Source organism: Streptomyces sp. NEAU-W12, assembly GCF_026242095.1.
Lineage (GTDB): Bacteria > Actinomycetota > Actinomycetes > Streptomycetales > Streptomycetaceae > Streptomyces.
The window spans coordinates 98,285-121,554 of sequence record NZ_JAPJDM010000011.1; the positions used below are offsets into that span (position 1 = coordinate 98,285).

Below are 23,270 nucleotides of genomic sequence, written 5' to 3' on the forward strand. Positions count from 1 at the left end.
GTGGTGCGAGCGTGGCGGAACGGCGGCCTCAGCCGGGGAGGTCCCGGGGAGAACGGTCCGAGGCCGGCCAGACGTACGGCAGGTCGTCCGGCTCCCCGGGGAAGCACTCCGCGTAGAAGGCCGGGTCCTTGCGTAGCAGGGCCGAGCGGTGGCTGCGGTGCAGGGCGTCGTCCCCGAGCCAGGGTGGCAGTTCACCCGCCTCGGCCAGTTCCCGCTGACCGCGCACCGGTGCGCCGGGCCGGACGGTGGCCAGATCGGCGACGAGCGTGGCGGCGCAGCTGTCCTGGTGCCCCCGGTCGCGCCAGACCCGGCAGATCTCGAGGCCGTAGCGCACCAGTGCCTCCTCGTAGCCGGTCCACATGCGGACCGCCGGGTGCCGGCGCCACCCGTAGCCGGGCACGATCAGGCCGCGCAGGACCTGGAGGGCCTCCACCCGTTGCTTGCCGAGCCGGCGCCGGTCGAGTACCGACGCCGACCGGTGGAAGCCGGGCCAGGGCAGGAAGGTCTGCATCGGGCCCTCCCGGGGGCCGGGGCCACCGTGGCCGCGGAACGCGGTCCACCCCGCCACAGTTCCCCTTCCGCCGCGGCGCACACCCCGCGGCTCAGCCCAGGTTGCCCAGACGGGCCTCGCGCCACAGGTCGACGCCGCCGTCGGTGGCGTACCCGTCGATCTCTGCCAGCTCCTCGTCGCTGAAGTCGAGGTTGTCCAGCGCGGCGACGTTCTGCTCCAGTTGCTCGGTGCGGGACGCGCCGATGACCAGCGAGGTGACGCGCCGGTCCCGCAGGGCCCAGGCCAGCGCCATCTGCGCCAGCGTCTGCCCGCGGCGGGCCGCGATGCCGTTGAGGGAGCGCAGCCGGTGCAGCATGTCGTCCGTCAGCCACGCGGTGTCGAACGACTTGCCCTGCGTCGCCCGCGAATCCTGCGGCACACCGTCCAGATAGCGTCCGGTCAGCAGCCCCTGGGCCAACGCCGTGAACCCGATGATCCCGAAGCCCTCCTCCTGGGCCACGTCCAGCAGTCCCTCGGTCTCGATCCAGCGGTTCAGCATGCTGTACGAGGGCTGGTGGATCAGCAGCGGAGTCCCGAGGTCCCGGAGGACGGCGACCGCCTCACGGGTGCGCTCGGCGTCGTAGGAGGAGATGCCGACATAGAGCGCCTTGCCCTGGCGGACCGCGGTGTCCAGCGCGCCCATGGTCTCCTCGAGGGGAGTGGTGGCGTCGAGCCGGTGGGAGTAGAAGATGTCCACGTAATCCAGGCCCATCCGCTCCAGCGACTGGTCCAGCGAGGCGAGCATGTACTTGCGTGATCCGCCGCCCTGACCGTAGGGACCCGGCCACATGTCCCAGCCGGCCTTGGTGGAGATCACCAGTTCGTCCCGGTACGGGGCGAGGTCCTGCTTCATCAGCCGGCCGAAGTTGACCTCCGCGGCACCGTAGGGCGGTCCGTAGTTGTTCGCGAGGTCGTGGTGGGTGATGCCGAGGTCGAAGGCGCGCAGCGCGATCTCACGCTGGGTTCCGAAGGCCCGGTCGTCACCGAAGTTGTGCCAGTAGCCCAGGGACAGCAGGGGGAGGTCGAGCCCCGAACGCCCGGTGCGCCGGTAGCGCATGGTGCCGTTGTAGCGCTCGGGATTGATCACGTGGTTCATCGGGTGGTCTCCGGGTGCGATTCAGGGGTGTCCGACGGACTCGGGAGCCCTGCCCACAGTGCCCCCGCGTGATCCGGAAGTCCAACCGGTGCTCTTCACGGGATTCGGCGGTGCCGCTTCTGGACCGAGGGGCCAGGCACGGGCTCGGTGAGGGGGCAGGGGCCGGTGTGCGGGGCCGACGCGGGGCGATTGACGGATTGCCGCCCTCGCCGGGTGGGCAGAGAGGCGTTGAGTGTCATGAGCACGACTAACCTGCCCCCACAAGGAGGTCGACCATGCACATCCGTACGCTGACCGGAAGCCTGGCCGCGGTTCTGGTGCTTTCCTCCCCCCTGTTGTGGGGCGGCCAGGCTGTGGCCGCCCCGTCCGGCGCACCCGAGCAGGAGTCGGCCGCCCGCCTGCTCACCTACGACGCGAGCGGCTCCGCGGAGTTCAGGTCCGCCGTGGACCGGGGCGCGGCGATCTGGAACGAGAGCGTCGACGCCGTGGAACTCCGCCCGGTCGCGTCCGGGCGGCGCGCCAACATCCGGGTCCTGGCGGACAACGGCTGGCCGCGTGCCCTGCCCGGCACCCTGGGCAACGGCACCGTCTACATCGGACGCCAGGCCGTGAACCAGGGCTACGACACGATCCGCATCTCGGCCCACGAGTTCGGTCACATCCTGGGCCTGCCGGACCGTAAGCCGGGACCCTGTTCCAGCCTGATGTCCGGCTCCAGTGCGGGAACCGCGTGCACCAACCGTCACCCGAACGCGGCGGAGAAGGCGGAGGTCGAGGACAACTTCGCGAGTGTCCTCTCCGGCGCCCCGGAACGGACGGAGCAGGCAGGGATGACGGGGTCGGCGCCTCGAGCCGTGCCGATCAGGGACTGACCGCCGGTCCCGCCGTGCGCACCGGACCATCCCGCACGCCGCTCACCCGCCCGATGTGACTGCTGAGGCGAATGCGGCTATGGTTGACGCAGGTCAAGGCGCCGGAACTCCCGGAGCCCTCCCGTGCGTTGGTGGTCCAAGGAAAGACGCCCCGCTTCCTGCGGGGAAATGCAGGTGCAAGGCCTGCCCAGCGCTCCACTGCAAGCCCCGCCCCCGGACGCTCGTCCGGGGGCGGGGCTTGTGCCGTCGGCACTACGTGCGTCGAGGGCCGCTCGGGCCGTGGGGCCGGGTCACGCCGTGTGCAGGGTCAGACCGTAGCGGTCCAGGATCTCGTTGATCGGCTGGAACCAGGTCTGGCCGCCGGAGGAGCAGTTGCCCCAGCCGCCGGAGGTGACACCCTGCGCCTGGTCACCACTGATGAACGAGCCGCCCGAGTCGCCGCCTTCGGCGCAGACGCTCGTCTTCGTCATCTGGTGCACCGCGCCCTGGCTGTAGTTGACGGTCTCGTTCTTGGCCAGCAGTGTGCCGCAGTGCCAGTGGGTCGTGGAGCCCGAGCGGCAGATCGAGGCGCCGACCGGAGCCTCGTTCGAGCCCCGCACCAGTTGGTCGGAGACCGTGCCCCAGCCGAGTACGACCGGAACCGTCCACCAGCCGCTGCCCACGTTGACCCACGCGTAGTCGTTGCCCGGGAACGAGGAGCCCTGGAAGTTGCCGATGTACGAGCCGTCCCAGCCCCGTACTTGGCCGCCCGCACCGCCGCAGTGCCCGGCGGTCACGAAGCCGCCGTGGACCGAGAAGCCTATGGAGCAACGGACGTTGCCCGTGTAGTAAGGGTCGCCGCCCACCGTTCCCGCGGCGAAGGTCTCGGCGGCCGCCCGCACGGTGCGCACGGTGACCGGTCCTGCCGCGCGGGCCTCGGAGAGGAACCGCTGGACATCGTTGTCGGCCCGTTCGCCCCCGACGACGTTCACGACCACCGTGTTGGCGGCCGGGTCCACGGACCAACTGCTCACGCCGGACGGCGCGTCGAGGCGGTCCAGGCGTGACACCGCCGCGTCGAGCTGCCGGGCGCTGTGCTCGACGGTACGGACGGCCGCACCGGAGGACCGGAGGCTGCGGACGGTGGCGGCGTCGGCGTCGGGTGTGACGGCGACGGTCAGCTTCTCGCTCTTCGCGTCGAACCAGGCGCCGCCGTACGCCGGTCCGGCGGTCCTGCGGGCCTTGGGCTCGAGTTCGGTGGCCCGCCGTTCAGCGGCGAGCCGGGCCTCGGCCTCGGCGGGGGAGAGGCCGAAGTCCCGTTGCATGGCGTGCAACAGGGCGGTGGAGGCGGGCGCGGACTCCACCGACGTGGCGGAGGCGGCGGGGGAGCCCGAACCGGGGGTGTCGTTCGCCGAGGCAGGCAGAGTGCCGGCCGCGGTCCAGCTGCCGATCATGAAGAGTGCGGCCACGCAGGCATGCGTGAGTCTGGTGCGTCTCATGGACGGTGCCCTTCGTCGTTCCAGCAAGGTGGGGGTGGAACAAACGCAATCTGAGAGCGCTCTCATTCGAGTCGGGTCGAGCCTAGCGGGCCCCGCTTATCAGGTCCATGCCAATGACGGAATCCACTGCCTCGCCCACCGGCCGCCCGCTCGCCGACGGTGCTGCCGGGTGCCGTGGGACGTACGGTTCCGGTTGCCGTCGGTCAGCCGTTGCCGAGGGCCGGTGTACGCGGGTGGGACCGGCTTCGTCGCCGCCCGTTCCGCCCCCGGGCCGGCGGACACGGCACGCAGGGTGTTCTCCACATTCCGCTGGACCACGCCCGACGAAGGGAGCCCGGCCTCCCGTGCGAGAACCGCGGCCTGCCGGGACAGCTCGGGGACGAGACACCTGCCCGGGCCCGGGCCCGGGCCGCCGGAGCAGGCCGGCCTTTCGTGCCGCCAGGGCGGACCGGTGGACGGGCGAAGGTCGCCGATGCCCGTGCTCCGAAGCCGGCCGAACCGGTGGACGCCCGGGCACCGGGCGCCCGCCACCTCGTCGGGAGTGCCCGACACAGGTCGACACACCCGGCACGTTTCCCGGAACCGGAGGAAAGAGCCCGCCCGGCCCGCCGCCGTGGGTCCGGGGGAGTGCGGCCGGGCATCTCGGGTAGGCGCGCCATGTGATCGGGGAGTGAAGGCGGATCGGATGGAACCAGTTCCTGTCGACGGAGGGGACCCGGTGCCCGGCGCGCCGCGCCGGGCGTCCTACGCCCTGGACGGCGACGGCGCGTGGATAGCGGAGGCCCGGCGGCTTGCCAAGGTGTTCCTGACACGCGTTCAGACGGAGGACGGGCTGCCCGTGTCGAGCCAAGTGGTGGAGGTCACCCAGCTCGTGGTGAGCGAGCTGGTCACCAACGCCCGCAAGTACGCGCCCGGCCCCGTCCGGCTGGATCTGCGCATCGCCGGCGACGCCCTCGAGGTGATGGTCCGGGACGGCAGCACCGTCCTGCCCGTGGCCGGGGTCGCGGACCCGGACCGGGTGGGCCGGCACGGCCTGGAGATCGTGCTGGCCGTCGCCCGGGGGGTGGAGGTGCGGCCCGAGCCGACCGGCAAACGCATCACGGCCCTGATCCCCCTCATGGAGACCGGCGGCCGGTGACCCGGGCCGGGGAAGCGCCGCCTGCTGCCGGCGAGTCCCCGGCCCGGGAAGCCGGGTCTCAGGCACCGACGTAGGACGCGAGGTGCTCGGCGGTGAGGGTGGAGCGGGCGGCGACCAGGTCGGCGGGGGTGCCCTCGAAGACGATCCTGCCGCCGTCGTGCCCGGCCCCCGGCCCGAGGTCGATGATCCAGTCGGCGTGCGCCATGACCGCCTGGTGATGCTCGACGACGACCACCGACTTGCCGGAGTCGACCAGCCGGTCGAGCAGGCCCAGCAACTGCTCGACATCGGCGAGGTGCAGGCCGGTGGTCGGCTCGTCGAGGACGTATACGCCGCCCTTCTCCGCCATGTGCACGGCCAGCTTGAGCCGCTGTCGCTCACCGCCGGACAGCGTGTTCAGCGGCTGGCCGAGGGTGAGGTAGCCGAGCCCCACGTCGGCGAGCCGGCCGAGGACCCGGTGCGCCGCCGGAGTACGGGCCTCACCGGCGCCGAAGAACTCCTCCGCCTCGGCCACCGACATCGCGAGCACCTCGCTGATGTCCCGGCCCCCGAAGCGGTGCTCCAGCACCGAGGCCTGGAACCGCCTGCCCTCGCAGTCCTCGCAGGTGCCGGCCACCCCGGCCATCATCGCCAGGTCGGTGAAGACGACACCGGCACCGTTGCAGGTGGGGCAGGCGCCCTCGGAATTGGCACTGAAAAGCGCCGGCTTGACGCCGTTGGCCTTGGCGAACGCCTTACGGATCGGTTCGAGCAGCCCCGTGTACGTCGCCGGGTTGCTCCGCCGCGAGCCGCGGATCGGGCTCTGGTCCACCGACACCACGCCCTCGTCGCCGGTCCCCGACCGCTTGACCAGCGACCCGTGCACGAGCGAACTCTTGCCGGAACCGGCGACACCGGTGACCACGGTGAGCACGCCGAGCGGGATGTCTACGTCGACACCGCGCAGGTTGTGCGTCGTCGCCCCCCGGATCTCCAGCGACCCGAAGGGCTTGCGCACCGACTCCTTGAGTGACGCCCGGTCGTCGAAGTGGCGGCCCGTGACCGTGTCACCGCGCCGCAGCCCTTCGACGGTTCCCTCGAAGCAGACGGTGCCGCCCGCCGTACCGGCCCCGGGGCCGAGGTCGACGACATGGTCGGCGATCGCGATCGTCTCCGGCTTGTGCTCCACGACCAGCACTGTGTTGCCCTTGTCCCGCAGCCGCAGCAGCAGGTCGTTCATCCGCTGGATGTCATGCGGGTGCAGGCCGATGGTGGGCTCGTCGAAGACGTACGTGATGTCGGTGAGCGGGGAGCCGAGATGGCGGATCATCTTGACGCGCTGGGCCTCGCCGCCCGACAGTGTGCCCGACGGCCGCTCCAGCGCGAGGTATCCGAGCCCGATCTCCACGAAGGAGTCGAGGGTGCCGCCCAGCGAGGTGAGCAGCGGCGCCACCGACGACTCGGACAGTCCGCGGACCCACTCGGCCAGCTCCCGGATCTCCATCGCGCAGGCGTCGGCGATGCTGACGCCCTCGATCTTCGACGATCTGGCCCCCTCGCTCAGCCGGGTGCCGTCGCACTCGGGGCAGGTGGTGAAGGCGACCGCCCGCTCCACGAACGCCCGGATGTGCGGCTGCATCGACTCCCTGTCCTTCGACAGGAACGACTTCTGGATCTTGGGGATCAGCCCTTCGTAGGTGAGGTTGACGCCGTCGACCTTCACCTTGACCGGCTCCCGGTACAGGAAGTCCCGCATCTCCTGCTCGGTGAACTCCCGGATCGGCTTGTCCGGGTCGACGAAGCCCGACCCGGCGTAGACCCGGACGGTCCAGAAGCTGTCCGACTTCCAGCCCGGGATGGTGAACGCGCCCCCGGACAGCGACTTGGTGTCGTCGTAGAGCTGGCCGAGGTCGATGTCGGAGACGCTGCCGCGGCCCTCGCAGCGTGTACACATCCCGCCGGTGCGCTCGTAGGTCGCCTTCACCGCCTTCTTGTCGCCACGCTCGACGGTGATCGCCCCGCTCGCCCGGACCGAGGCGGTGTTGAAGGAGAACGCGCTGGGCGGGCCGACGTGCGGAGTGCCGAGCCGGCTGAAGAGGATACGCAGCATCGCGTGGGCGTCGGTGACGGTGCCGACCGTGGAGCGCGGGTCGGAACCGATCCGCTGCTGGTCGACGATGATCGCGGTGGTCAGCCCTTCGAGGACATCGACGTCGGGCCGTGCCGGGGTCGGCATGAAGCCCTGCACGAAGGCGCTGTACGTCTCGTTGATCAGCCGCTGCGACTCCGCCGCGACCGTGTCGAACACCAACGAGCTCTTGCCCGAGCCGGAGACGCCGGTGAAGACGGTCAGCCGGCGTTTGGGGATCTCGACACTCACGTCCTTGAGATTGTTCACGCGCGCGCCGTGCACGCGGATCAGTTCGTGGCTGTCGGCGCCGTGCGGTGCCGGTGGCTGCGTCCTCGTTCTTGTGGCCATGCTGGGCCCCCGTCCTCTCATGGGTGTTCCGTGGTCCGATCCGTGGCCGGGGACGGGCTCAGCGCACCTCCTGGACGCGGATCAGGTTGCCCGAGGGGTCACGGAAGGCACAGTCGCGCACGCCGTACGGCTGCTCGGTCGGCTCCTGGACGACTTCGGCGCTCTCGGCTCCCTGCAGCTTCGCGAACACACCGTCGAGGTCGTCGGTGGCCAGCAGCAGACCGGCGTAGGTCCCCTTGGCCATCATCTCGGTGATCATGCGCCGCTCGTCGTCGGTGACACCGGGGTCGGCGGCCGGCGGGGTCAGCACGATGGACGTGGCGGGCATGCCGGCGGGACCGACGGTGATCCAGCGCATGCCGCCGTACCCGACGTCCTTGCGCACCTCGAAGCCGAGGGTGTCGCGGTAGAAGGCCAGGGATGCCTCGGGGTCGTCGTGGGGGAGGAAGCTCGCGTGAATGGTGATGTCCATGGAGATCACGCTAGAGGGCCCCGGCTCTGAAGGCTTCTCGATTCCTGACCGGTCTGGTCACCTGCTTCGCCACGCACGCCGGCATCCCCTCCGTGGCGTCCGCGGCCAGGCGCCGGTAGGCGCTCGGCGGCATGCCGACGAGTTCGGTGAAGCGCGTGCTGAACGTGCCCGGCGACGAGGAGCCCACCGCGAAACACACCTCGGTCACGCTCAGGTCGCCGCGGCGGAGCAAGGTCATGGCGCGCTCGATGCGCCGCGTCATCAGATAGCTGTACGGAGACTCGCCGTACGCGGCCCGGAACGCCCGGCTCAGGTGCCCGGCCGACATGTGCACGCCCCGGGCGAGCGCCTCGACGTCCAGCGGCTGCGCGTACTCCCGGTCGATCCGGTCGCGGACCCGGCGCAGCCGCGCGAGATCGCGCAGCCGCTGTGCCGGGGCGGGTGTGCCGGTCATGTGCGAAATCGTACACACGGAGGCTGTCCGGCCAGGGCGTGATCCCGGGCGCGGGCGGGCGTGGACGGAACAACAGGGGGCCCGGCATGGTTGAGACCGGTGCGCGTACGGCCGCGGCCGTGCGGGATCATGAGTGCGAGGCGGACGTGTCCGTCGAAGGACGCGGCAGAAGGGCGAGACGAGATGACGAGGACCGAGGAGAAGGCGCTGCTGGCGGGCGGCTGTTTCTGGGGCATGGAGGAGCTGATCCGCACGTTCCCGGGTGTCCTGAGCACACGCGTCGGCTACAGCGGCGGCGACGTCCCCGACGCCACGTACCACAACCACGGTACCCACGCCGAGTCGATCGAGATCACCTACGACCCGGCGGTCACCGATTACCGCACGATCCTGGAGTACTTCTTCCAGATCCACGACCCCAGCACCAGGAACCGGCAGGGCAACGACATCGGGCTGAGTTACCGCTCCGCCATCTTCTACTTCGACGACGAGCAGAAGCGCGTCGCCGAGGAGACGATCGCCGACGTCGACGCGTCGGGCCTGTGGCCGGGGCCCGTGGTCACCGAGGTCGCACCGGCCGGCCCGTTCTGGCTGGCCGAGCCCGAGCACCAGGACTACCTCCAGCGGTACCCGGACGGTTACACCTGCCACTTCGTACGTCCCGGCTGGCGTCTGCCCCGGCGCGCGGAGGCCTGAGCCGCCGAGGTGTACGGCGCCGGGGCTCCGGTGCGGAGCCCCGGCGCTCGGCCGCCGGTGCCCGGAGCGGCGCCCCGGACCGGCCTCGGCAGGCTCGGTCGCCGCTCCGGGCACCGGCCCCGTTCGTACCGGTCACCGGATCGTCGGTCGGGGGCGGGCAGGCGCTCGTCAGCCGAACTGGCCGGGCCGGTAGTCGCCGGCGGGCTGCTGGTTGATGACGTTGATGCGGTTGTAGGTGTTGATGACGGCGATGAGGGAGATGAGGGCGACGAGCTGGTCCTCGTCGTAGTGCCTGGTCGCGTCGGCCCATGCCTCGTGGGTGACGCCGCCGGCGGCGTCGGCGATACGGGTGCCCTGCTCGGCGAGTTCGAGTGCGGCGCGTTCGGCCTCGGTGAAGACGGTGGCCTCGCGCCAGGCGGCGACGAGGTGGAGACGCTGGGCGGTCTCACCGGCGTGGGCGGCGTCCTTGGTGTGCATGTCGGTGCAGAAGCCGCAGCCGTTGATCTGGCTGGCGCGGATCTTCACCAGTTCCTGGGTGGCGTGCGGCAGACCCGAGTCGGACGCCGCCCTGCCCGCGGAGTTGATGTGCTTCAGCACCTTGGCGCCGAGTGCGTTGCCGAAGAAGTCGAGACGGGCGTCCATGGTGATCTCCTGGGTTGCGATTGCGGTGACGTATTCCTGACGGAACAGGCCGCCGAGATGTGACAGGCCCCGGGGTGTGACGTACGTCTCCCTGCTGGGGTGCCTGCGTGGGGAAGGGCTCGGGCGGGACGCGGCGTGGTCGCGCAGGCATGATCGGGAAGCGGCGAGCGGGCGATAGCCTGGCCGCGTGCAGGATTACGCCTCCTCACGGGAGGGCACCCGCTGACACCCGGCCCGGGTACGGGAACAATGAGGGGCCGGGAAGCCGGACAGAAAGCACGGACGGGGGAGCGGAGCGTCGGTGAGCGAGCGCCAGGAATGCGACTGGACGGACATGACGCCAGGAGATTTCGACCGGGACGCTCCGCTGTGCCTGAACGTGGGCACCGGGCCCGTCGTGGTCCCGGCGGAGCCCGACGAGTACGGCACGGCCCCCCTGTTCGGCGAGGAGTCGCCGGCCCGGCGTCCCGGCGCGCGCCGCCCTCCGTCCGGTGGCACGGCCGCCGGGCAGGAGCACCTGTTCTGATCCGTGCCGGCGCGCCGCCGCACGCGGTCAGCCGTCGCACAGGGTGCGGGCGGGCAGCAGGACGTGGGCGGCGGACCGCAGGGTGTCCTGGTCCGAGGTGAACGCGTCCAGGGTCGCGAGGTCGCCGGGCTCGGCGCCGGACGGCCAGGGCCGGGTGGTGAAGACGAGGTACACGTACCCGCGTTCACCGGCGGCGTCGGCCCACTTCGGTGGTGGGACGAACTGGGCGTCGAAGCCCGGCATGGTCAGCGCGGCCGCGCCCGGCACGAGGAGCACGCCGGACGGACCGGGCTCCTCGGTGGCGTCGACGAGGCGGCCCCGGGGAGACAGTCCCGCCCCGCGCAGCAGATGCCGTACGGCGTCCGCGGTGGCGTCCGGGCCGCTTGCCCCGTTCCCCAGGGAGCAGGCGAGAAGGAAGGGGATGCCGCCGTCCGGTGTTTCCCTGTGCCAGGCCATGACGACGACGGAACCCGGGTCGGCGGAGTTCCGTGACTGCGCTGCGGTGGAGGTCGTGGACACCGGGAAACCGTATCGGCGCGGCGGCCCTCATCCGGTCGGCCGTCACCCGTCCGGGCGATACCCGCGGCTGCTCTCCACACGTACGAGGGATGAACTGCCCTCCGGGACAGTCGGGTTCGGGGTTCCCGGCTTCGAAGTCCGACGGGTCGTGGGGTGTTCCCGGGGTGACGGCACGGCGACACGACGGACCGCGCACACGAACACGGGCAGGTCACCGGTGCGTAACGCAAACTAAGGGTAGGCTAACCTTGCGGCGTGAAACCTGGTGAAGAGGCGCCCCCGGGCCCGCGCGGCCATGAACTGGCGGCGACCGATGTGACCGTGGCGTACGACGGTGTGGACGTCGTCCACGCCGCGGCGCTGACCCTGCGGCCCGGCGAAGTGACCGTACTGGTCGGTCCCAACGGCAGCGGCAAATCGACCCTGCTGCGCACCGTGGCGCGGCTCCAGCCGCCCCGGCGGGCCACGCTCACGATCGACACCGACACCGACGGCCTGGCCCTCGGTCCCCGTGAGTTCTCCCGCCGTGTGGCCCTTTTGCTGCAGGGGAGGCCGACGCCCAGCGGTCTGAGCGTGCGCGACGTCGTCGAGTTCGGCCGCTATCCCCACCGGGGCCGCTGGGGCGGCGCCGATCCCGGCGGCCGTGCCGCCGTCGACCGCGCCCTCACCATGACGGGCGTCGCCGAACTCGCCGACCGAGGCGCGGAACACCTCTCCGGCGGACAGCTCCAGCGTGTCTGGCTGGCCGGCTGCCTGGCCCAGGAGACCGGGGTCCTCCTCCTCGACGAACCCACCACCTACCTCGATCTGCGCTACCAGGTCGAACTCCTCGACCTGGTCCGCGATCTGGCGGACGACCACGGCATCGCCGTCGGCGTCGTCCTGCACGATCTCGACCAGGCGGCGGCCGTGGCCGACCGGATCGTGCTGCTCGCCGAGGGACACATCGTCGCCGAGGGCACGCCCGAGGAGGTCCTGACGCCGCAGCGCCTGACCGAGGTCTACGGCATCCGGATCGAGGTCGGCACCGACCCGCTCACCGGCCGGCTGCGCACCCGCGCGATCGGCCGCCACCACACCCGCACCGAAAGGCTCAGCACCCTCTCATGAGACGACTCCTGCTCACCGCGCCCCTGGCCGCCACGGCCCTCCTGCTCACCGCCTGCGGAACCACCGAACCCGCCGCCACCGAGGCGAAGGAGTCCGCCGAGGCCATCACCCTGACCGACGCCTCCGGCACCAAGGTCGAACTCGACGGCCCGGCCAGGAACGTCGTCGGCACCGAGTGGAACGTCGTCGAGACCCTGATCTCGCTCGGCGTCGAACCGGCCGGGGTCGCCGACGTCAAGGGCTACAAGAACTGGAACACCGCCGTCCCGCTCACCAACGAGCCCAAGGACATCGGCACCCGCGGCGAGCCCAGCATGGACACCATCGCCTCGCTGAAGCCCGATCTCATCGTCGCCACCAGCGACCTGCAGCCCAATGCCATCAAGCAGCTGCGCGAGGTCGCCCCCGTCCTCACGGTCACGTCCGCCGACGCCTCCGACCAGATAGGTCGGATACTCGAGAACGTCGACCTCGTCGCGAAGGCCACCGGCACCACCGAGCAGGCGGCCACGCTGAAGAAGGACTTCGACGCGAAGCTCGCCGAGGGCAGGAAGGCCCTGGCCGACGCCGGTCTGGACGGTTCCGAGATCGCCTTCGCCGACGGCTACGTCACCTCCAACCAGGTCTCCGTGCGTCCGTACACCTCCGGCTCCCTCATCGGCGCGGTCAACGAGCGGCTCGGGCTGAAGAACGCCTGGAAGATGGAGGGCGACAAGGCCTACGGCCTGGCCGCCACCGACGTCGAGGGACTGACCGGCCTGGGCAAGGACGTGCAGTTCGCGTACATCGGCAGCGACGGGGACGCCAACAGCGACCCGTTCGGCAACCAGCTCGCCAAGAACTCCGTGTGGAAGTCGCTGCCGTTCGTGAAGGCCGGTGCCGTCCACCGGCTGCCCGACGGCATCTGGATGTTCGGCGGTCCCGGCTCGATGGGGGCGTACGCCGACGCCGTCGTCGAGGCGCTGACGAAGTAGCGCGATGGCCGTCACCGCCACGCCCGGCCCCGTCCGTCCGAAGACGGCGCCGGACCCGGCCGCGTCCCGGACGGGCGCGGCCGGGGTGACCGGGGTGACCGGGGCACTCGTGCTCCTGGTCGCCGTGCTCGCCGTCGTCGACATCACCCAGGGCACGGCCGCCGTCGGCCCCGCCGAGGTCCTCAAGGCGCTCACCGGACGCGCCGACCCGGCCGACGCGTCCGTCGTCATCGCCTCCCGGCTGCCCCGGACGGCCGCCGGGCTGCTGGTGGGCGCCGTGCTCGGCATGGCCGGCCTCGCCCTGCAGGCCGTCAGCCGCAACGTCCTGGCCTCCCCGGACACCCTCGCCGTCAACGCGGGCTCCTATCTCGCCCTCGGCGTCGTCGCCGTCACCGGCGTCTCGCTGCCCCTGCTCGCCTCCTCCGGAGTCGCCTTCGCCGGTGGCCTCGCGGCGGCGGCCGTCGTCCTCGGGCTGTCCGGGCTCGGGTCCGGAACGGTACGGCTGGTACTCGCCGGCACCGCGCTCACCCTCGGCCTCACGGCCGTCACCCAGGGCCTGCTGCTGCTGTTCCCGGAGCAGACCGAGGGCCTCTACCAGTGGCACCAGGGCAGCATCGCCCAGAACGGCTTCGACGGTGTGCTCCAGATGCTGCCCGTCGCGGTCGTCGGCCTTGCCGGCCTGCTGCTCGTCGCCCGCCGGGTCGACGCTCTCGCCCTCGGCGACGACGCGGCCCGCGGGCTGGGCGTCCCGGTGCGCGCGACCCGCGTCACCACGGTGGTCCTGGCGACGCTGCTCTCCGCGGCGGCCGTCACCCTCGCCGGGCCCATCGGGTTCGTCGGCCTGTGCGCCCCCGCCCTGGTCCGTCCCCTGGCGCGCTGGTTCCGCGGCATCCACCGGCTGCGTGCGGGCGTGCCGGTCGCCGGGCTGGTCGGCGCGGCACTGGTCCTCGGGGCGGACGTGCTGCTCCGTACGTTCGTGAGCGCCGACATCTCCGTCGCGGTGCCCACCGGCGTCGTCACCAGCCTCGTCGGCGCGGTGTTCCTGGTCGTCATGGCGGCCCGGCTCCGTGACACCGCGGGCTCGCCCGCGCCGGACAGGCTGCGGATCCGCAGCCGCGCCGTCTTCGTGGGCTGGCTCGTCGTCCTGACCGTCGCCCTGGTCGGTCTGACGATCGCCGCGACGCTCGTCGGCGACAGCATGCTGCTGCTGGGCGACGTGCTCAACTGGATGCAGGGCCGGGCCGGGCGGACCATCTCCTTCGTCCTCGACACCCGGGTTCCGCGCGTCCTCGCCGCGCTCCTCGCGGGGGCGGCCCTGGCGCTCGCCGGCACCCTGGTGCAGGCCGTCACCCGCAACCCGCTCGCGGAACCCTCGGTCCTGGGTGTCTCGGGCGGGGGCGCGCTCGGCGCGGTGATCCTCGTGACGACGGTGCCCGCAGCCGGGGCGTGGAGCATCGCCGGGGCGGCGTTCGCGGGGGCCGCCGTCACCGCCGTCGTCGTCTTCGGGCTCGCGGCACGCGGAGGCTTCCAGCAGAACCGGCTGGTGCTCGTCGGCGTCGGCGCGGCGGCCGGCACGACGGCCCTGATCAGTCTGCTGATCGTGCTCACCGACCCGTTCAACGCCACGAAGGCCCTCACCTGGCTGTCGGGCTCGACCTACGGCCGGACCATGCCCGACGTCCTGCCACTGGCCGCCGTCCTCGTCGTCGGCCTCGCGGTGGCGGCCGTACGGCACCGGGAACTCGACCTGGTCTCCCTCGACGAGGACACCCCGCGGCTTCTCGGACTCCGGCTGGCACGCGGCCGGCTGGGTTTCCTCGTCGTCGGCGTCCTGCTCACCGCCACCGCGGTGGCCGCCGCGGGCACCATCGGGTTCGTCGGCCTGGTCGCCCCCCACGCGGCACGGGCCCTCGTCGGACGCCGGCACACCCGCGTCCTTCCGGTCGCGGTGCTGCTCGGTGCCGTACTGGTCTGCACCGCCGACCTGTTGGGCCGCACCGTGATCGCACCGGCCCAACTGGGCGCCGGCCTCATGACGGCCGTCATCGGCACGCCGTACTTCCTGTACGTGCTCGTGCGCAGCCGGCGGTAGCGGAAGAGGAAGCGGGGGTGTCGCCGGGCCCATGGGCGACCGGCGGCACCCGGCCGGCAGACCGGCAGAACGGGTCAGCCGAAGGCCCTGACCGCCTGGTAGTAGGTCCAAGCGGTGCTGTTGCAGGCGGTCTTCGTGCCGCCGGTGTAGCGGGCGCAGACGCGCTTGAGGTCCTCGTGGAAGGCGCTGTCGAGGCGTGCCTTGTTGGCGTCGAAGGAGCCGGCCGCCTTGTAGTTGCGGTAACCGAAGTCGTGGCGTGCGCAGGACGTCGAGAAGGGGAAGCCGAACGGGTTGTCGGGGGAGGTGGAGCAGTAGTCGGTGCTCCAGTCGAACCCGTAGGCGGTCCAAGCGGCCTGGTTGGACCGGGCGGCGGCCCACTGGTTGTAGCTCGACGCGCTGGTCTGCGTCCAGCCGGAGAGGACCTGCGGCTTGTCGGAGGGAGCGGCCTCGGCGGCGGTGGCGGTGCCCAGGACCCCGACGGCGGCGAGAGCCGAGGTGGCCAGAGCGGTGGCGAGCTTACGGTGCATCCCACACCTCCAGGGACTGTGACCCGACCACCGGGTCACAGGTGCATGACAAGAAGATGCCCGTAGTGTCCGCGCCTTCACACCACGGCCGTCTTAACAGTCCGTCAACGTTCGGGCCGGCCGGGCGTCGTGACCGCACCGTACGGATGAACTCCACGCTTGCCGAACGGGAGTTCGGTGTGCGGGGTTCCTGCTTCGGGGTCGCCGAGGCCGGCAGGTGGGAGCGGGGAACAACCACTGGGCCGCGTAGGGGCAGGGCCGTTGTGCTCCTGGCGAGGGTGACTCACTTCGTTCGGAGAACGGGGGTTCCGTCCGCGCAGGGTGAGCGCTGATGCTCACACCGACCGCGAACGGGGACACCGGCCTTTCCCTCTGGCTGCGCGTGCGGAAGTTCGCCGTGCCGCCCTCCATGACCGAGACCGCGACCGCCCGCCGACGTGTCGGCGACCGGGCGGGGGCCTGTGCCGCCGCGGGCATCGACGTCGACCTCGAGCTGCGCTCCCTGGCCCGCACCCACGACCGGCATCTCACGGCAGAAGTCCGTTCCGATCTGCGCCACTTGACACCAGAGCTGTTGCGCTGGCAGTTGCCGCGGACCGCCCCCGACGGACTGTTGCGTCCGGGGCTGACCATCGCCCCGGCCCGGTACGGCGGTGACGGCAGCGACCGCCCCGGGCCCGGCTCCGGGGCCGGGACGGTGTACCTCGTGGTCCGGACTCCGCCTGCCTGGGCGGACGGTGGCCGGCGGTTCGACCCGGACCTGCGGGACGGCCGGCAGCTCCGGCGCGCCGCCCGTCATCATCCGCACCCGCGTCCGGGCCCGCGGCGCACACCGCCCCGCGTCGCGGTGGTCGTCGACACCTCCGGCTCGGTCAGCGACGCCGAACTGGGCAGCGCGCCCCGGGTGGTCGCGGCGATCTCCCAGGGGCGGGCGGCCGCCGCGACACGGTGTCGGTGGTGTCGTGCGACGCGGCGGCCGCAGCCGTGCGGTCCCTGTGCCGTGCCGAGGAGATACCGCTGGTGGGCGGCGGCGGTACGGATCCGCGCACGGGCTTCGCCACGGCCCTCCGGTCGCGTCCCCGGCCGGACGCCCTCGCGGTGCTGACCGACGGTCGGACCCCCGGGCCGGACAGGCGGCCCTCGTGCAGGACGGTGGTATGCCTGTTCCCGCGCCGCCCCGCGGATGCCTCCTCGTACGACGAGGACAACCCCGAGCACCGGCCGGACGCGCCACCCGGCTGGGCCCGGGTGGTGACCGTCGCCGGGGCTCCCGGCCGCCGGTGAACCGAGGCCGGACGTCGGCGGATCGAGGTGGAGCCCCACGGGGCCGGCCCGGTCGGTCGCGGCTCAGACGAACTGCCGCAGCACCAGCACCGAGGCGCCGGCCACGGCGAGCACCATGGCGACCGCCCGGGTCCGGCGCACCTCCAACCGGCGGGCCAGCGGGCGGGCGAGCAGTACACCTGCCGCGGCGGCGGGCGCGAGCAGCACGGTGCTGCGCAGGGCGCCGGCCCCGACCGCCCCGGCCGAGCCCAGCGCGGCGAGGCTCATCAGGGAGCCGACGAGGAAGAACGCGCTCATCGTGGCCCGCAGCTCCGGCCCGGACAGCCGCTGCCACACCATGGCCATGGGCGGTCCGCCGATGGACGTCGCCGTGCCCATCAGACCGGACGCCATCCCGGCCACCAGCACCGTGCCGCGCCGTTGCCGCGGCACGAAGCCGGCCAGACTCACCGCGACACCGGCGAGGACCATCCCGGCGACGAGGAGGGCGAGGTGACGGGCGGGGAGCACGGCCACGAGCAGCGCGCCCGCCAGCACTCCCGGCACCCGCCCGGCGAGCGCCCAGCCGCAGCCGCGCAGGTCCGCCCGGCCGCGCTCGCGCACCAGCACCGCCGCCGTCACCCCGGCGGCCAGTACCAGGACCACCGACGGGGTGAGCGACGGGTCTACGAGAGAGAAGACCGGTGCGGCGATCATGCCCAGGCCGAAACCCACGGAGACCTGGAGCAAGGCGCCGACGACCACCGTCGCCGAGAGCAGCGCGAACTCCGGGCCGGTCATGCCCACGAGGACTCTGCCTCCAGGGGGAAGTGGCACAGGGCCGTGTGGCGGTCGGCACCACCGTCCGCCGTGCTGTCGGTCTCCCGGCGTACGAGCGGGGGCACCTGCGTCGCGCACACGTCCTCGGCGTGCCGGCAGCGGGTGCGGAAACGGCACCCGGAAGGAATGTCGAAGGGCGAGGGGACCTCTCCCCGGAGCTGGATCTCGGGACGGCCAGGGGCACGGGACGTGTCCAGGACCGGTGCCGCCGACATCAGAGCGGCGGTGTACGGGTGCTGGGGCCGGTCGAAGACGTCGTCGGTGTCCCCGTGCTCGACCACCTTGCCCAGGTACATCACCGTCACCTGGTCGGAGACGTGGCGCACCACGGACAGGTCGTGGGAGATGAACACGTATGTGACCCCGAGACGGGCCCGCAGTTCCGAGAGCACGTTCAGCACCTGTGCCTGCACCGACAGGTCGAGGGCGGAGACCGGCTCGTCGCACACGATGAGGTCGGGATCCAGGGCCAGCGCGCGGGCGATGCCGATGCGCTGACGCTGGCCGCCCGAGAACTCGCCGGGGAAGCGGTGGGCGTCACTGTCCCGCAGCCCGACCATCGCCAGCAGCTCACGGATCCGCTTCTCGCGAGCCTTCGCCCCCGGCACCACGTCGCGGTGGGTGCGCCAGGGCTCGCCGATCAGATCGGCGGCCGACATGCGTGCGTTGAGCGAGGCGAACGGGTCCTGGAAGACCATCTGCACCCGGCGGCGCCAGGCCAACAGCTCCTTGCCGCGCAGCGCGAAGGGATCGGTGCCGTCGAACCGCACCGTGCCCGAGTCCGGCCGTTCCAGCCCGAGCAGGATCCGGGCCAGAGTGGACTTCCCGCAGCCCGACTCGCCGACGAGCCCGAGCGTCCGCCCCCGGCCGACCCGTAGGTCCACCCCGTCCACGGCGGTCAGCCGGCGACGGCCGTGGCCGAAGGACTTGGCGACACCGCGGACTTCGAGCAGCGGCACGTCCTCCTGCGGGTCTCCTGCCCGGGCCCCGGGAGCGGCGGTGGTGGAAGGGGACTCAGTCACGGTCGAGCTCCTCGGAGAAGTGACAGGCGGCGAAGCGGCCGTCGCCCGCCACGCGCAGGGAGGGCCGCTCCTGGACGCAGCGTTCCCGGACCAGCGGGCAGCGGGCCTGGAACACGCAGCCGGAGGGAACCGCGCTCAGCTCGGGCGGGCTGCCGGGAACCGCGGGCAGCGGACGCCCTCGCTCGGCGCCCTCCGGAACCGAGTCGAGCAGCCCTCGGGTATAGGGGTGGCGGGGAGCGGAGAAGACGTCGCGCACCGGGCCGTTCTCCACGACCGTGCCCGCGTACATCACGGTCACGTCGTCCGCGCGCTGGGCGACCACGGCCAGGTCGTGGGTGATCAGGACGACGGCCATGTCCCCCTCGTCCTGGAGGTCCCGCAGCAGCCGCATGATCTGTGCCTGCACGGTCACGTCCAGGGCGGTGGTGGGCTCGTCGGCGATGAGCACGTCAGGGGCGAGCGCGACGGCCATGGCGATCAGCAGGCGCTGCCGCATACCGCCGGAGAACTGGTGCGGATAGGAACGGGCCCGCTGCCGCGGCTCCGGGATGCCCACGCGGGTCATCAGCTCGATCGCCTTCTCCTCCGCCCGGCGCCTGGACAGGCCGCGGTGGATGCGGAACGGCTCGCCGATCTGCCGGCCCACCGGCTGCACCGGATTGAGGGCGGTCAGGGCGTCCTGGAAGACGATCGACAGGACGGGGCCGGCCAGCTTGCGGCGCTCGGCCGGGCTCAAGCGCAGGATGTCGTCGCCCCTGACCCGGACGGCACCGCCGGTCACATCGGCCGCGGGGTCCAGCAGGCCGACCGTCGCCAGCGCGGTCATCGACTTGCCGCAGCCGGACTCGCCCAGAAGCGCGAGGGTGCGGCCGTGGCGGACGCTGAAGCTGACGCCGTCGACGGCGCGTACCGTTCCCGAGGGGGTCTCCAGGTCCACGCACAGCCCTTCGACCTCGAGGGCGGGCGTGGCGTCCGCGGCCGGCGGGGAAGGAGTGGTGGCGGTCGTCACGAGATCATCTCCGGGGGGACGGCGGCCGGGGCGTTCCGGCGCTTCGTGCGCAGCGTCAGGCGCCAGCGCTGGGCGGGGTCGGTGGCGATGCGGGCCCAGGCGGCGAGCACGGTGGCGGACACGGTGGTGAGCACGATCGCGAGCCCCGGCAGCACCGTGATCCACCAGGCGGTCTGGAGATACTGGCGTCCCTGCGCGACCATCAGGCCCCAGCTCACGTCCGGCGGCTGGATCCCGATGCCGAGGAAGCTGAGCGAGGACTCGGTGAGCATCACGAAGCAGAAGTCGAGCGTGGCGACGGTCAGCAGTGTCGGCAGGGCGATCGGCAGGACGTGCCGGTGGACGATCATGTGGCTGGGCGTGCCGAACGTCCGTGCCGCGTCGACGAACAGCCGGCTCCGCAGCTCGGCCGCCTCCGCCCGCGCGGTCCGCAGGTACACCGGGATCCGGGCCACGGCCAGGATCAGCACGATGTTCAGCGCGCTGGGGGAGAACACGTACAGCACGACCACCGCGATCAGCAGCGAGGGGAAGCTGAGGATGACGTCGGCGATCCGCATGGCCACGCTCTCGCGGCGTCCGCCGTGGTAGCCGGCCCACAGCCCGACGGCGGAACCGATCAGCAGGGAGCACAGCACCGCCGGGACGGCCACCGACAGGGTCGTCGCCGCCGCCTCGATCATCCGGGCCAGCATGCTGCGCCCCAGTACGTCGGTGCCGAGTACCCCGAACCATCCGTGGTCCAGGGAGGGCGGGCGCAGGGACGCGTCCAGGTCCTGGCGCCGCGCGTGGTCGCCGATGAACAGCCGGCCGAAGACCGCCACGAGGGCGACCAGGGCGAGGACGACGGCCCCGACGGCGGCGGCCCGGTCCCGGCCCAGCAGCTGCCACCAGCGCGGCGTCCGCTCGTGGGCCGGGGCGGCACCGTCGGGGACGGAGGACTTCTCCGGTGTCATGGTGCTTCCTTCGCTCATGCCGGCACCGCCTGACGTACACGGGGGTCGGTCAGCGCGTGGCAGACGTCGACGAGGATGTTCAGCGCGAAGATCGTCACGGCGGTCAGCAGTACCGCTGCCTGGAGAACCGCGAAGTCCCGCTGGAGGATGGAATCGATCATGAGCTTGCCGATGCCGGGCCAGCCGAAGATCGTCTCGACGATCACCGCGCCGTTGACCAGGCCCACCGCCAGGTCTCCCGCCACGGTCAGGACCGGCGTCACCGCGTTGCGCAGGGCGTGCCCGAAGATCACCCGCCGGGGCGTGGCCCCCTTGCTCCGGGCGACCTTGACGTACGGCGCGGACAGCGCGGAGACCATGCTGCCGCGGACCACCTGTACCAGCACACCGAACGGGCGGATCAGCAGGGTCGCGATGGGCAGGATCCAGATCTCGGGCCCACCCAGCGTGCCCGAGGTCGGCAGCAGGTCGAGACTCACGCCGAAGACCAGTACGCCCATCACCGCGAACCAGAAGTCGGGGATGCTCGCGGCGGTCATAGACGTCAGGCTGGCGATCCGGTCCATCAGGGAGTTGGGACGGTAGGCGGCCAGACTGCCCACCAGCACCGCTCCGGTGATCGCGAGGAGCATGGTCACGCCGGCGAGCTGAAGGGTGACGGGAAAGGCGTCGAGCACCATGGACGTCGCCGACTGCCCGGTCCGCAGCGAGGTGCCGAAGTCCATCTGCGTGGCGTCGACGAGATAGTTCCACAGCTGCGCCGGGACCGAAAGGTCGAAGCCCTGTGCCTCGGAGAAGTCCGCGCGCTGCTCGGCGGTGGCGCTCAGGGGCAGATAGAGGTCGACCGGGCTGCCGGTCATGCGTGCCAGGAAGAACACACCCAGGACCACGCAGACCAGGGGGATGGCACTGGAGATGATGCGTTTGCGCAGGAAGGGGAACATGTCAGTGCTTCTCCGCCTCGGCCCGGCCGACCTCGGCCAGCCGTAGTTCGTCCCCGGTGGCGGAGTTCGGCTGGTACCGGATCGACGGTGACAGACCGAGCAGCCCGCTCATGTGGGCGATGTGGGTGTACTGGACGACGGACTCGTTCTGCACGGCGAGCAGATCGGCGAACTCCTTCTGGCGTTCCTCGTCGGACAGCAGGCTCGCCCCGGCGATGCGCCGGTCGAGGTTCTTCGTACCGAACGTGGACTGGGGTCCGTCGCTCAGCAGGTACTGGCTGGTGGTGAAGGCCGCGTCACCGGCCTGGTTGCCGTGCATGATCAGCAGGGCGATGGGTCCGACGTTCTCGGGCAGCGGCCGCAGCTGGTACTGGAGGTGGGTCGCGGTGTCGGCCATCCGAACCCGCACGTTCAGCCCGATCCGCTCCATCTGGTACTGCAGCGACTCCGCCGTCTCCGACACTCCGGCGAACATGCCGTTGCGGGCGACCAGGGTGATGGCCCGGTCCGTGGGCACCCCGTCGGCCGCCGCCTCCTCGACCAGCTTTTGGGCCGCGGCCACGTCCTGCCGGGGCGGCTCGATCTCCTCGCCGTGCCCCACCACCCCCGGCGGGACCAGCTGTCCGGCCGGTTCGGCGAGACCGCCGAGCAGGGCGTCGATGATGCCCTCGCGGTCCACGGCCAGATCGATCGCCCGGCGCACCCGCAGGTCGTCGAGCGGCGCCTCGCGGCCGTCGAGGCGCAGCGCGGTGGTCTCGTTGTTGGGATAGGTGGCCGTGGTGTCCTTCTCCGCCGCCGTGGGGTCCAGGGCCACGGCGATCTCCGCCTCACCCTTGTCGATCATGGCGGCACGCACACTGGCGTCGCTGCGCCAGATGTAGCGGGCCCGTACGAAGGACGGGGCCTCGCTCCAGTAGCCGTCGTGGCGCTCGAGCGAGATCGCGGCCCCGGGCTGCCAGGAGCGGACGGCGTAGGGGCCGGTGCCGACCGGGATGCGCACCTTGGCCTCGGTGCTGGTGGTGCGCGGCACGATCTCCACGAAGCTCAGGCGCAACGGCAGGATGGGATCCGGTTTCCCGGTGGTGACGGTCAGCGTGTCGCCGGCCGCCTTCACCTCGAGGTCGTCGTTGCCGAAGACGTAGCCCTCGACGTTGCAGGCGAGGTCGGAGTTGACCGCCCGGTCGATGGAGAAGGCGGCGTCCTCGGCGGTGAAGGGTTCGCCGTTCTGGAAGGTCACCCCGTCCCGGATGCCGAAGGACCAGGTGCGCTCGCCGGTCTGCTGCCAGCCGGTGGACAGCAGGGGGTGCAGCTCACCGGACTCGGGGTCGCGTTCGACCAGCGGCTCGGTGATGTTGGACCGGACGACCACTCCGGTGCCGGTCAGCGAGGCCTCGCACGGTTCCAGCGTCGGCGGTTCCTGGGTGAGCACCACCCGCAGGGTGCTGCCGTCGGCGCGGCCGGCGTCGCCGCCCGCGCTGTTGGCCACGGCGCACCCGCTGGACAGCAGCACGGTGCCTGCCAGCAGCATCGCGGACGCCGGCCGGGGCCGCCCGCGGGGGGCCCGACGGGTGGACGAAACGGAGGGGGACTTCATCGTCGGCGTCTCCGGGGGAAGTGCTGATGTGTGGGCTC

At 72.0% G+C, this 23,270-nt stretch carries 22 protein-coding genes and 1 pseudogene; 8 read left to right on the top strand and 15 right to left on the bottom strand.

Features of this window, described 5'->3' with window-relative positions; translation table 11 throughout:
* Positions 1-28: 28 nt before the first annotated feature.
* Positions 29-511: an MSMEG_6728 family protein gene (locus tag ORI94_RS15840; RefSeq protein WP_266075752.1), complete on the bottom strand. Its 483-nt coding sequence runs from the start codon at positions 509-511 to the stop codon at positions 29-31.
* A gap of 91 nt (positions 512-602) precedes the next feature.
* Positions 603-1,646 (bottom strand): L-glyceraldehyde 3-phosphate reductase, encoded by a 1,044-nt coding sequence (gene mgrA, locus ORI94_RS15845; protein WP_266075754.1) that lies wholly within the window; start codon positions 1,644-1,646, stop codon positions 603-605.
* 275 nt (positions 1,647-1,921) lie between these two features.
* Here mgrA and ORI94_RS15850 point away from each other — a divergent pair, with 275 nt between their 5' ends.
* Entirely contained in the window at positions 1,922-2,518 is a 597-nt protein-coding gene (locus ORI94_RS15850; protein WP_266075756.1) for a snapalysin family zinc-dependent metalloprotease, read from the top strand.
* 290 nt (positions 2,519-2,808) lie between these two features.
* On the opposite strand, the gene ORI94_RS15855 is transcribed toward ORI94_RS15850, so the two are convergent.
* Positions 2,809-3,996 (bottom strand): S1 family peptidase, encoded by a 1,188-nt coding sequence (locus tag ORI94_RS15855; RefSeq protein ID WP_266075758.1) that lies wholly within the window; start codon positions 3,994-3,996, stop codon positions 2,809-2,811.
* Between the two features lie 685 nt (positions 3,997-4,681).
* On the opposite strand from ORI94_RS15855, the gene ORI94_RS15860 reads away from it, so the two are divergent.
* Positions 4,682-5,134, top strand: coding sequence for an ATP-binding protein (locus ORI94_RS15860; protein ID WP_266075760.1), 453 nt, complete (start codon positions 4,682-4,684; stop codon positions 5,132-5,134).
* Between the two features lie 58 nt (positions 5,135-5,192).
* On the opposite strand, the gene ORI94_RS15865 is transcribed toward ORI94_RS15860, so the two are convergent.
* The 3 genes from ORI94_RS15865 to ORI94_RS15875 are packed head-to-tail and all read right to left on the bottom strand — an operon-like array spanning position 5,193 to position 8,518.
* A complete protein-coding gene (locus ORI94_RS15865) occupies positions 5,193-7,592 on the bottom strand; it encodes an excinuclease ABC subunit UvrA (protein ID WP_266075762.1) in 2,400 nt (799 codons plus the stop codon).
* A 58-nt stretch (positions 7,593-7,650) separates the two neighbouring features.
* Positions 7,651-8,064 carry a VOC family protein gene (locus ORI94_RS15870; RefSeq protein WP_266075765.1) on the bottom strand — a complete coding sequence of 138 codons (414 nt, stop codon included), beginning with the start codon at positions 8,062-8,064 and terminating at the stop codon, positions 7,651-7,653.
* Between the two features lie 10 nt (positions 8,065-8,074).
* Positions 8,075-8,518, bottom strand: a complete 444-nt coding sequence (locus ORI94_RS15875) for a helix-turn-helix transcriptional regulator (protein WP_266075767.1) — start codon at positions 8,516-8,518, stop codon at positions 8,075-8,077.
* 183 nt (positions 8,519-8,701) lie between these two features.
* Between ORI94_RS15875 and msrA the strand changes: the two genes are divergently transcribed.
* Positions 8,702-9,214: a peptide-methionine (S)-S-oxide reductase MsrA gene (gene msrA / locus ORI94_RS15880; protein WP_266075769.1), complete on the top strand. Its 513-nt coding sequence runs from the start codon at positions 8,702-8,704 to the stop codon at positions 9,212-9,214.
* 168 nt (positions 9,215-9,382) lie between these two features.
* On the opposite strand, the gene ORI94_RS15885 is transcribed toward msrA, so the two are convergent.
* Positions 9,383-9,856 (bottom strand): carboxymuconolactone decarboxylase family protein, encoded by a 474-nt coding sequence (locus ORI94_RS15885; RefSeq protein ID WP_266075771.1) that lies wholly within the window; start codon positions 9,854-9,856, stop codon positions 9,383-9,385.
* A 301-nt stretch (positions 9,857-10,157) separates the two neighbouring features.
* On the opposite strand from ORI94_RS15885, the gene ORI94_RS15890 reads away from it, so the two are divergent.
* The gene (locus ORI94_RS15890; protein ID WP_266075773.1) at positions 10,158-10,382 is read left to right on the top strand and encodes a hypothetical protein; all 225 of its coding nucleotides are present in this window, start codon (positions 10,158-10,160) and stop codon (positions 10,380-10,382) included.
* Between the two features lie 27 nt (positions 10,383-10,409).
* Here the strand turns inward: ORI94_RS15890 and ORI94_RS15895 are convergent, their stop codons facing one another.
* Positions 10,410-10,901 (bottom strand): DUF5949 family protein, encoded by a 492-nt coding sequence (locus ORI94_RS15895; protein WP_266075775.1) that lies wholly within the window; start codon positions 10,899-10,901, stop codon positions 10,410-10,412.
* A 255-nt stretch (positions 10,902-11,156) separates the two neighbouring features.
* Here ORI94_RS15895 and ORI94_RS15900 point away from each other — a divergent pair, with 255 nt between their 5' ends.
* Genes ORI94_RS15900 through ORI94_RS15910 form a run of 3 tightly spaced genes read left to right on the top strand, consistent with a single transcriptional unit; the run spans position 11,157 to position 15,077 of the window.
* Complete coding sequence (locus ORI94_RS15900) at positions 11,157-12,011, top strand: ABC transporter ATP-binding protein (protein ID WP_266075777.1); 855 nt, start codon at positions 11,157-11,159, stop codon at positions 12,009-12,011.
* Positions 12,008-12,985: an iron-siderophore ABC transporter substrate-binding protein gene (locus ORI94_RS15905; RefSeq protein WP_266075780.1), complete on the top strand. Its 978-nt coding sequence runs from the start codon at positions 12,008-12,010 to the stop codon at positions 12,983-12,985. Before ORI94_RS15900 ends, ORI94_RS15905 begins: the two co-directional genes overlap by 4 nt.
* Positions 12,986-12,989: 4 nt before the next feature.
* Positions 12,990-15,077, top strand: a complete 2,088-nt coding sequence (locus ORI94_RS15910) for an iron ABC transporter permease (protein ID WP_266075782.1) — start codon at positions 12,990-12,992, stop codon at positions 15,075-15,077.
* A 74-nt stretch (positions 15,078-15,151) separates the two neighbouring features.
* Here ORI94_RS15910 and ORI94_RS15915 read toward each other — a convergent pair whose 3' ends face one another.
* Entirely contained in the window at positions 15,152-15,604 is a 453-nt protein-coding gene (locus ORI94_RS15915) for a phospholipase (RefSeq protein WP_266075784.1), read from the bottom strand.
* 331 nt (positions 15,605-15,935) lie between these two features.
* On the opposite strand from ORI94_RS15915, the pseudogene ORI94_RS35535 reads away from it, so the two are divergent.
* Positions 15,936-16,888, top strand: a pseudogene (locus ORI94_RS35535) (VWA-like domain-containing protein).
* A 63-nt stretch (positions 16,889-16,951) separates the two neighbouring features.
* Here ORI94_RS35535 and ORI94_RS15930 read toward each other — a convergent pair.
* From ORI94_RS15930 to ORI94_RS15955, 6 genes are read right to left on the bottom strand one after another with little or no spacing between them, the layout of a single operon-like run.
* Positions 16,952-17,668, bottom strand: coding sequence for a sulfite exporter TauE/SafE family protein (locus ORI94_RS15930; RefSeq protein ID WP_266075788.1), 717 nt, complete (start codon positions 17,666-17,668; stop codon positions 16,952-16,954).
* Positions 17,665-18,729 carry an ABC transporter ATP-binding protein gene (locus ORI94_RS15935; RefSeq protein ID WP_266075790.1) on the bottom strand — a complete coding sequence of 355 codons (1,065 nt, stop codon included), beginning with the start codon at positions 18,727-18,729 and terminating at the stop codon, positions 17,665-17,667. Before ORI94_RS15935 ends, ORI94_RS15930 begins: the two co-directional genes overlap by 4 nt.
* A complete protein-coding gene (locus ORI94_RS15940; protein WP_266075792.1) occupies positions 18,722-19,738 on the bottom strand; it encodes an ABC transporter ATP-binding protein in 1,017 nt (338 codons plus the stop codon). Before ORI94_RS15940 ends, ORI94_RS15935 begins: the two co-directional genes overlap by 8 nt.
* Complete coding sequence (locus tag ORI94_RS15945) at positions 19,735-20,694, bottom strand: ABC transporter permease (protein WP_266075794.1); 960 nt, start codon at positions 20,692-20,694, stop codon at positions 19,735-19,737. The genes ORI94_RS15940 and ORI94_RS15945 overlap by 4 nt, the downstream gene beginning before the upstream one ends.
* Before the next feature lie 14 nt (positions 20,695-20,708).
* Positions 20,709-21,638: an ABC transporter permease gene (locus tag ORI94_RS15950; RefSeq protein ID WP_266075796.1), complete on the bottom strand. Its 930-nt coding sequence runs from the start codon at positions 21,636-21,638 to the stop codon at positions 20,709-20,711.
* Position 21,639: 1 nt separating this feature from the next.
* Positions 21,640-23,166: an ABC transporter substrate-binding protein gene (locus ORI94_RS15955; RefSeq protein WP_266075798.1), complete on the bottom strand. Its 1,527-nt coding sequence runs from the start codon at positions 23,164-23,166 to the stop codon at positions 21,640-21,642.
* Positions 23,167-23,270 lie beyond the last annotated feature (104 nt).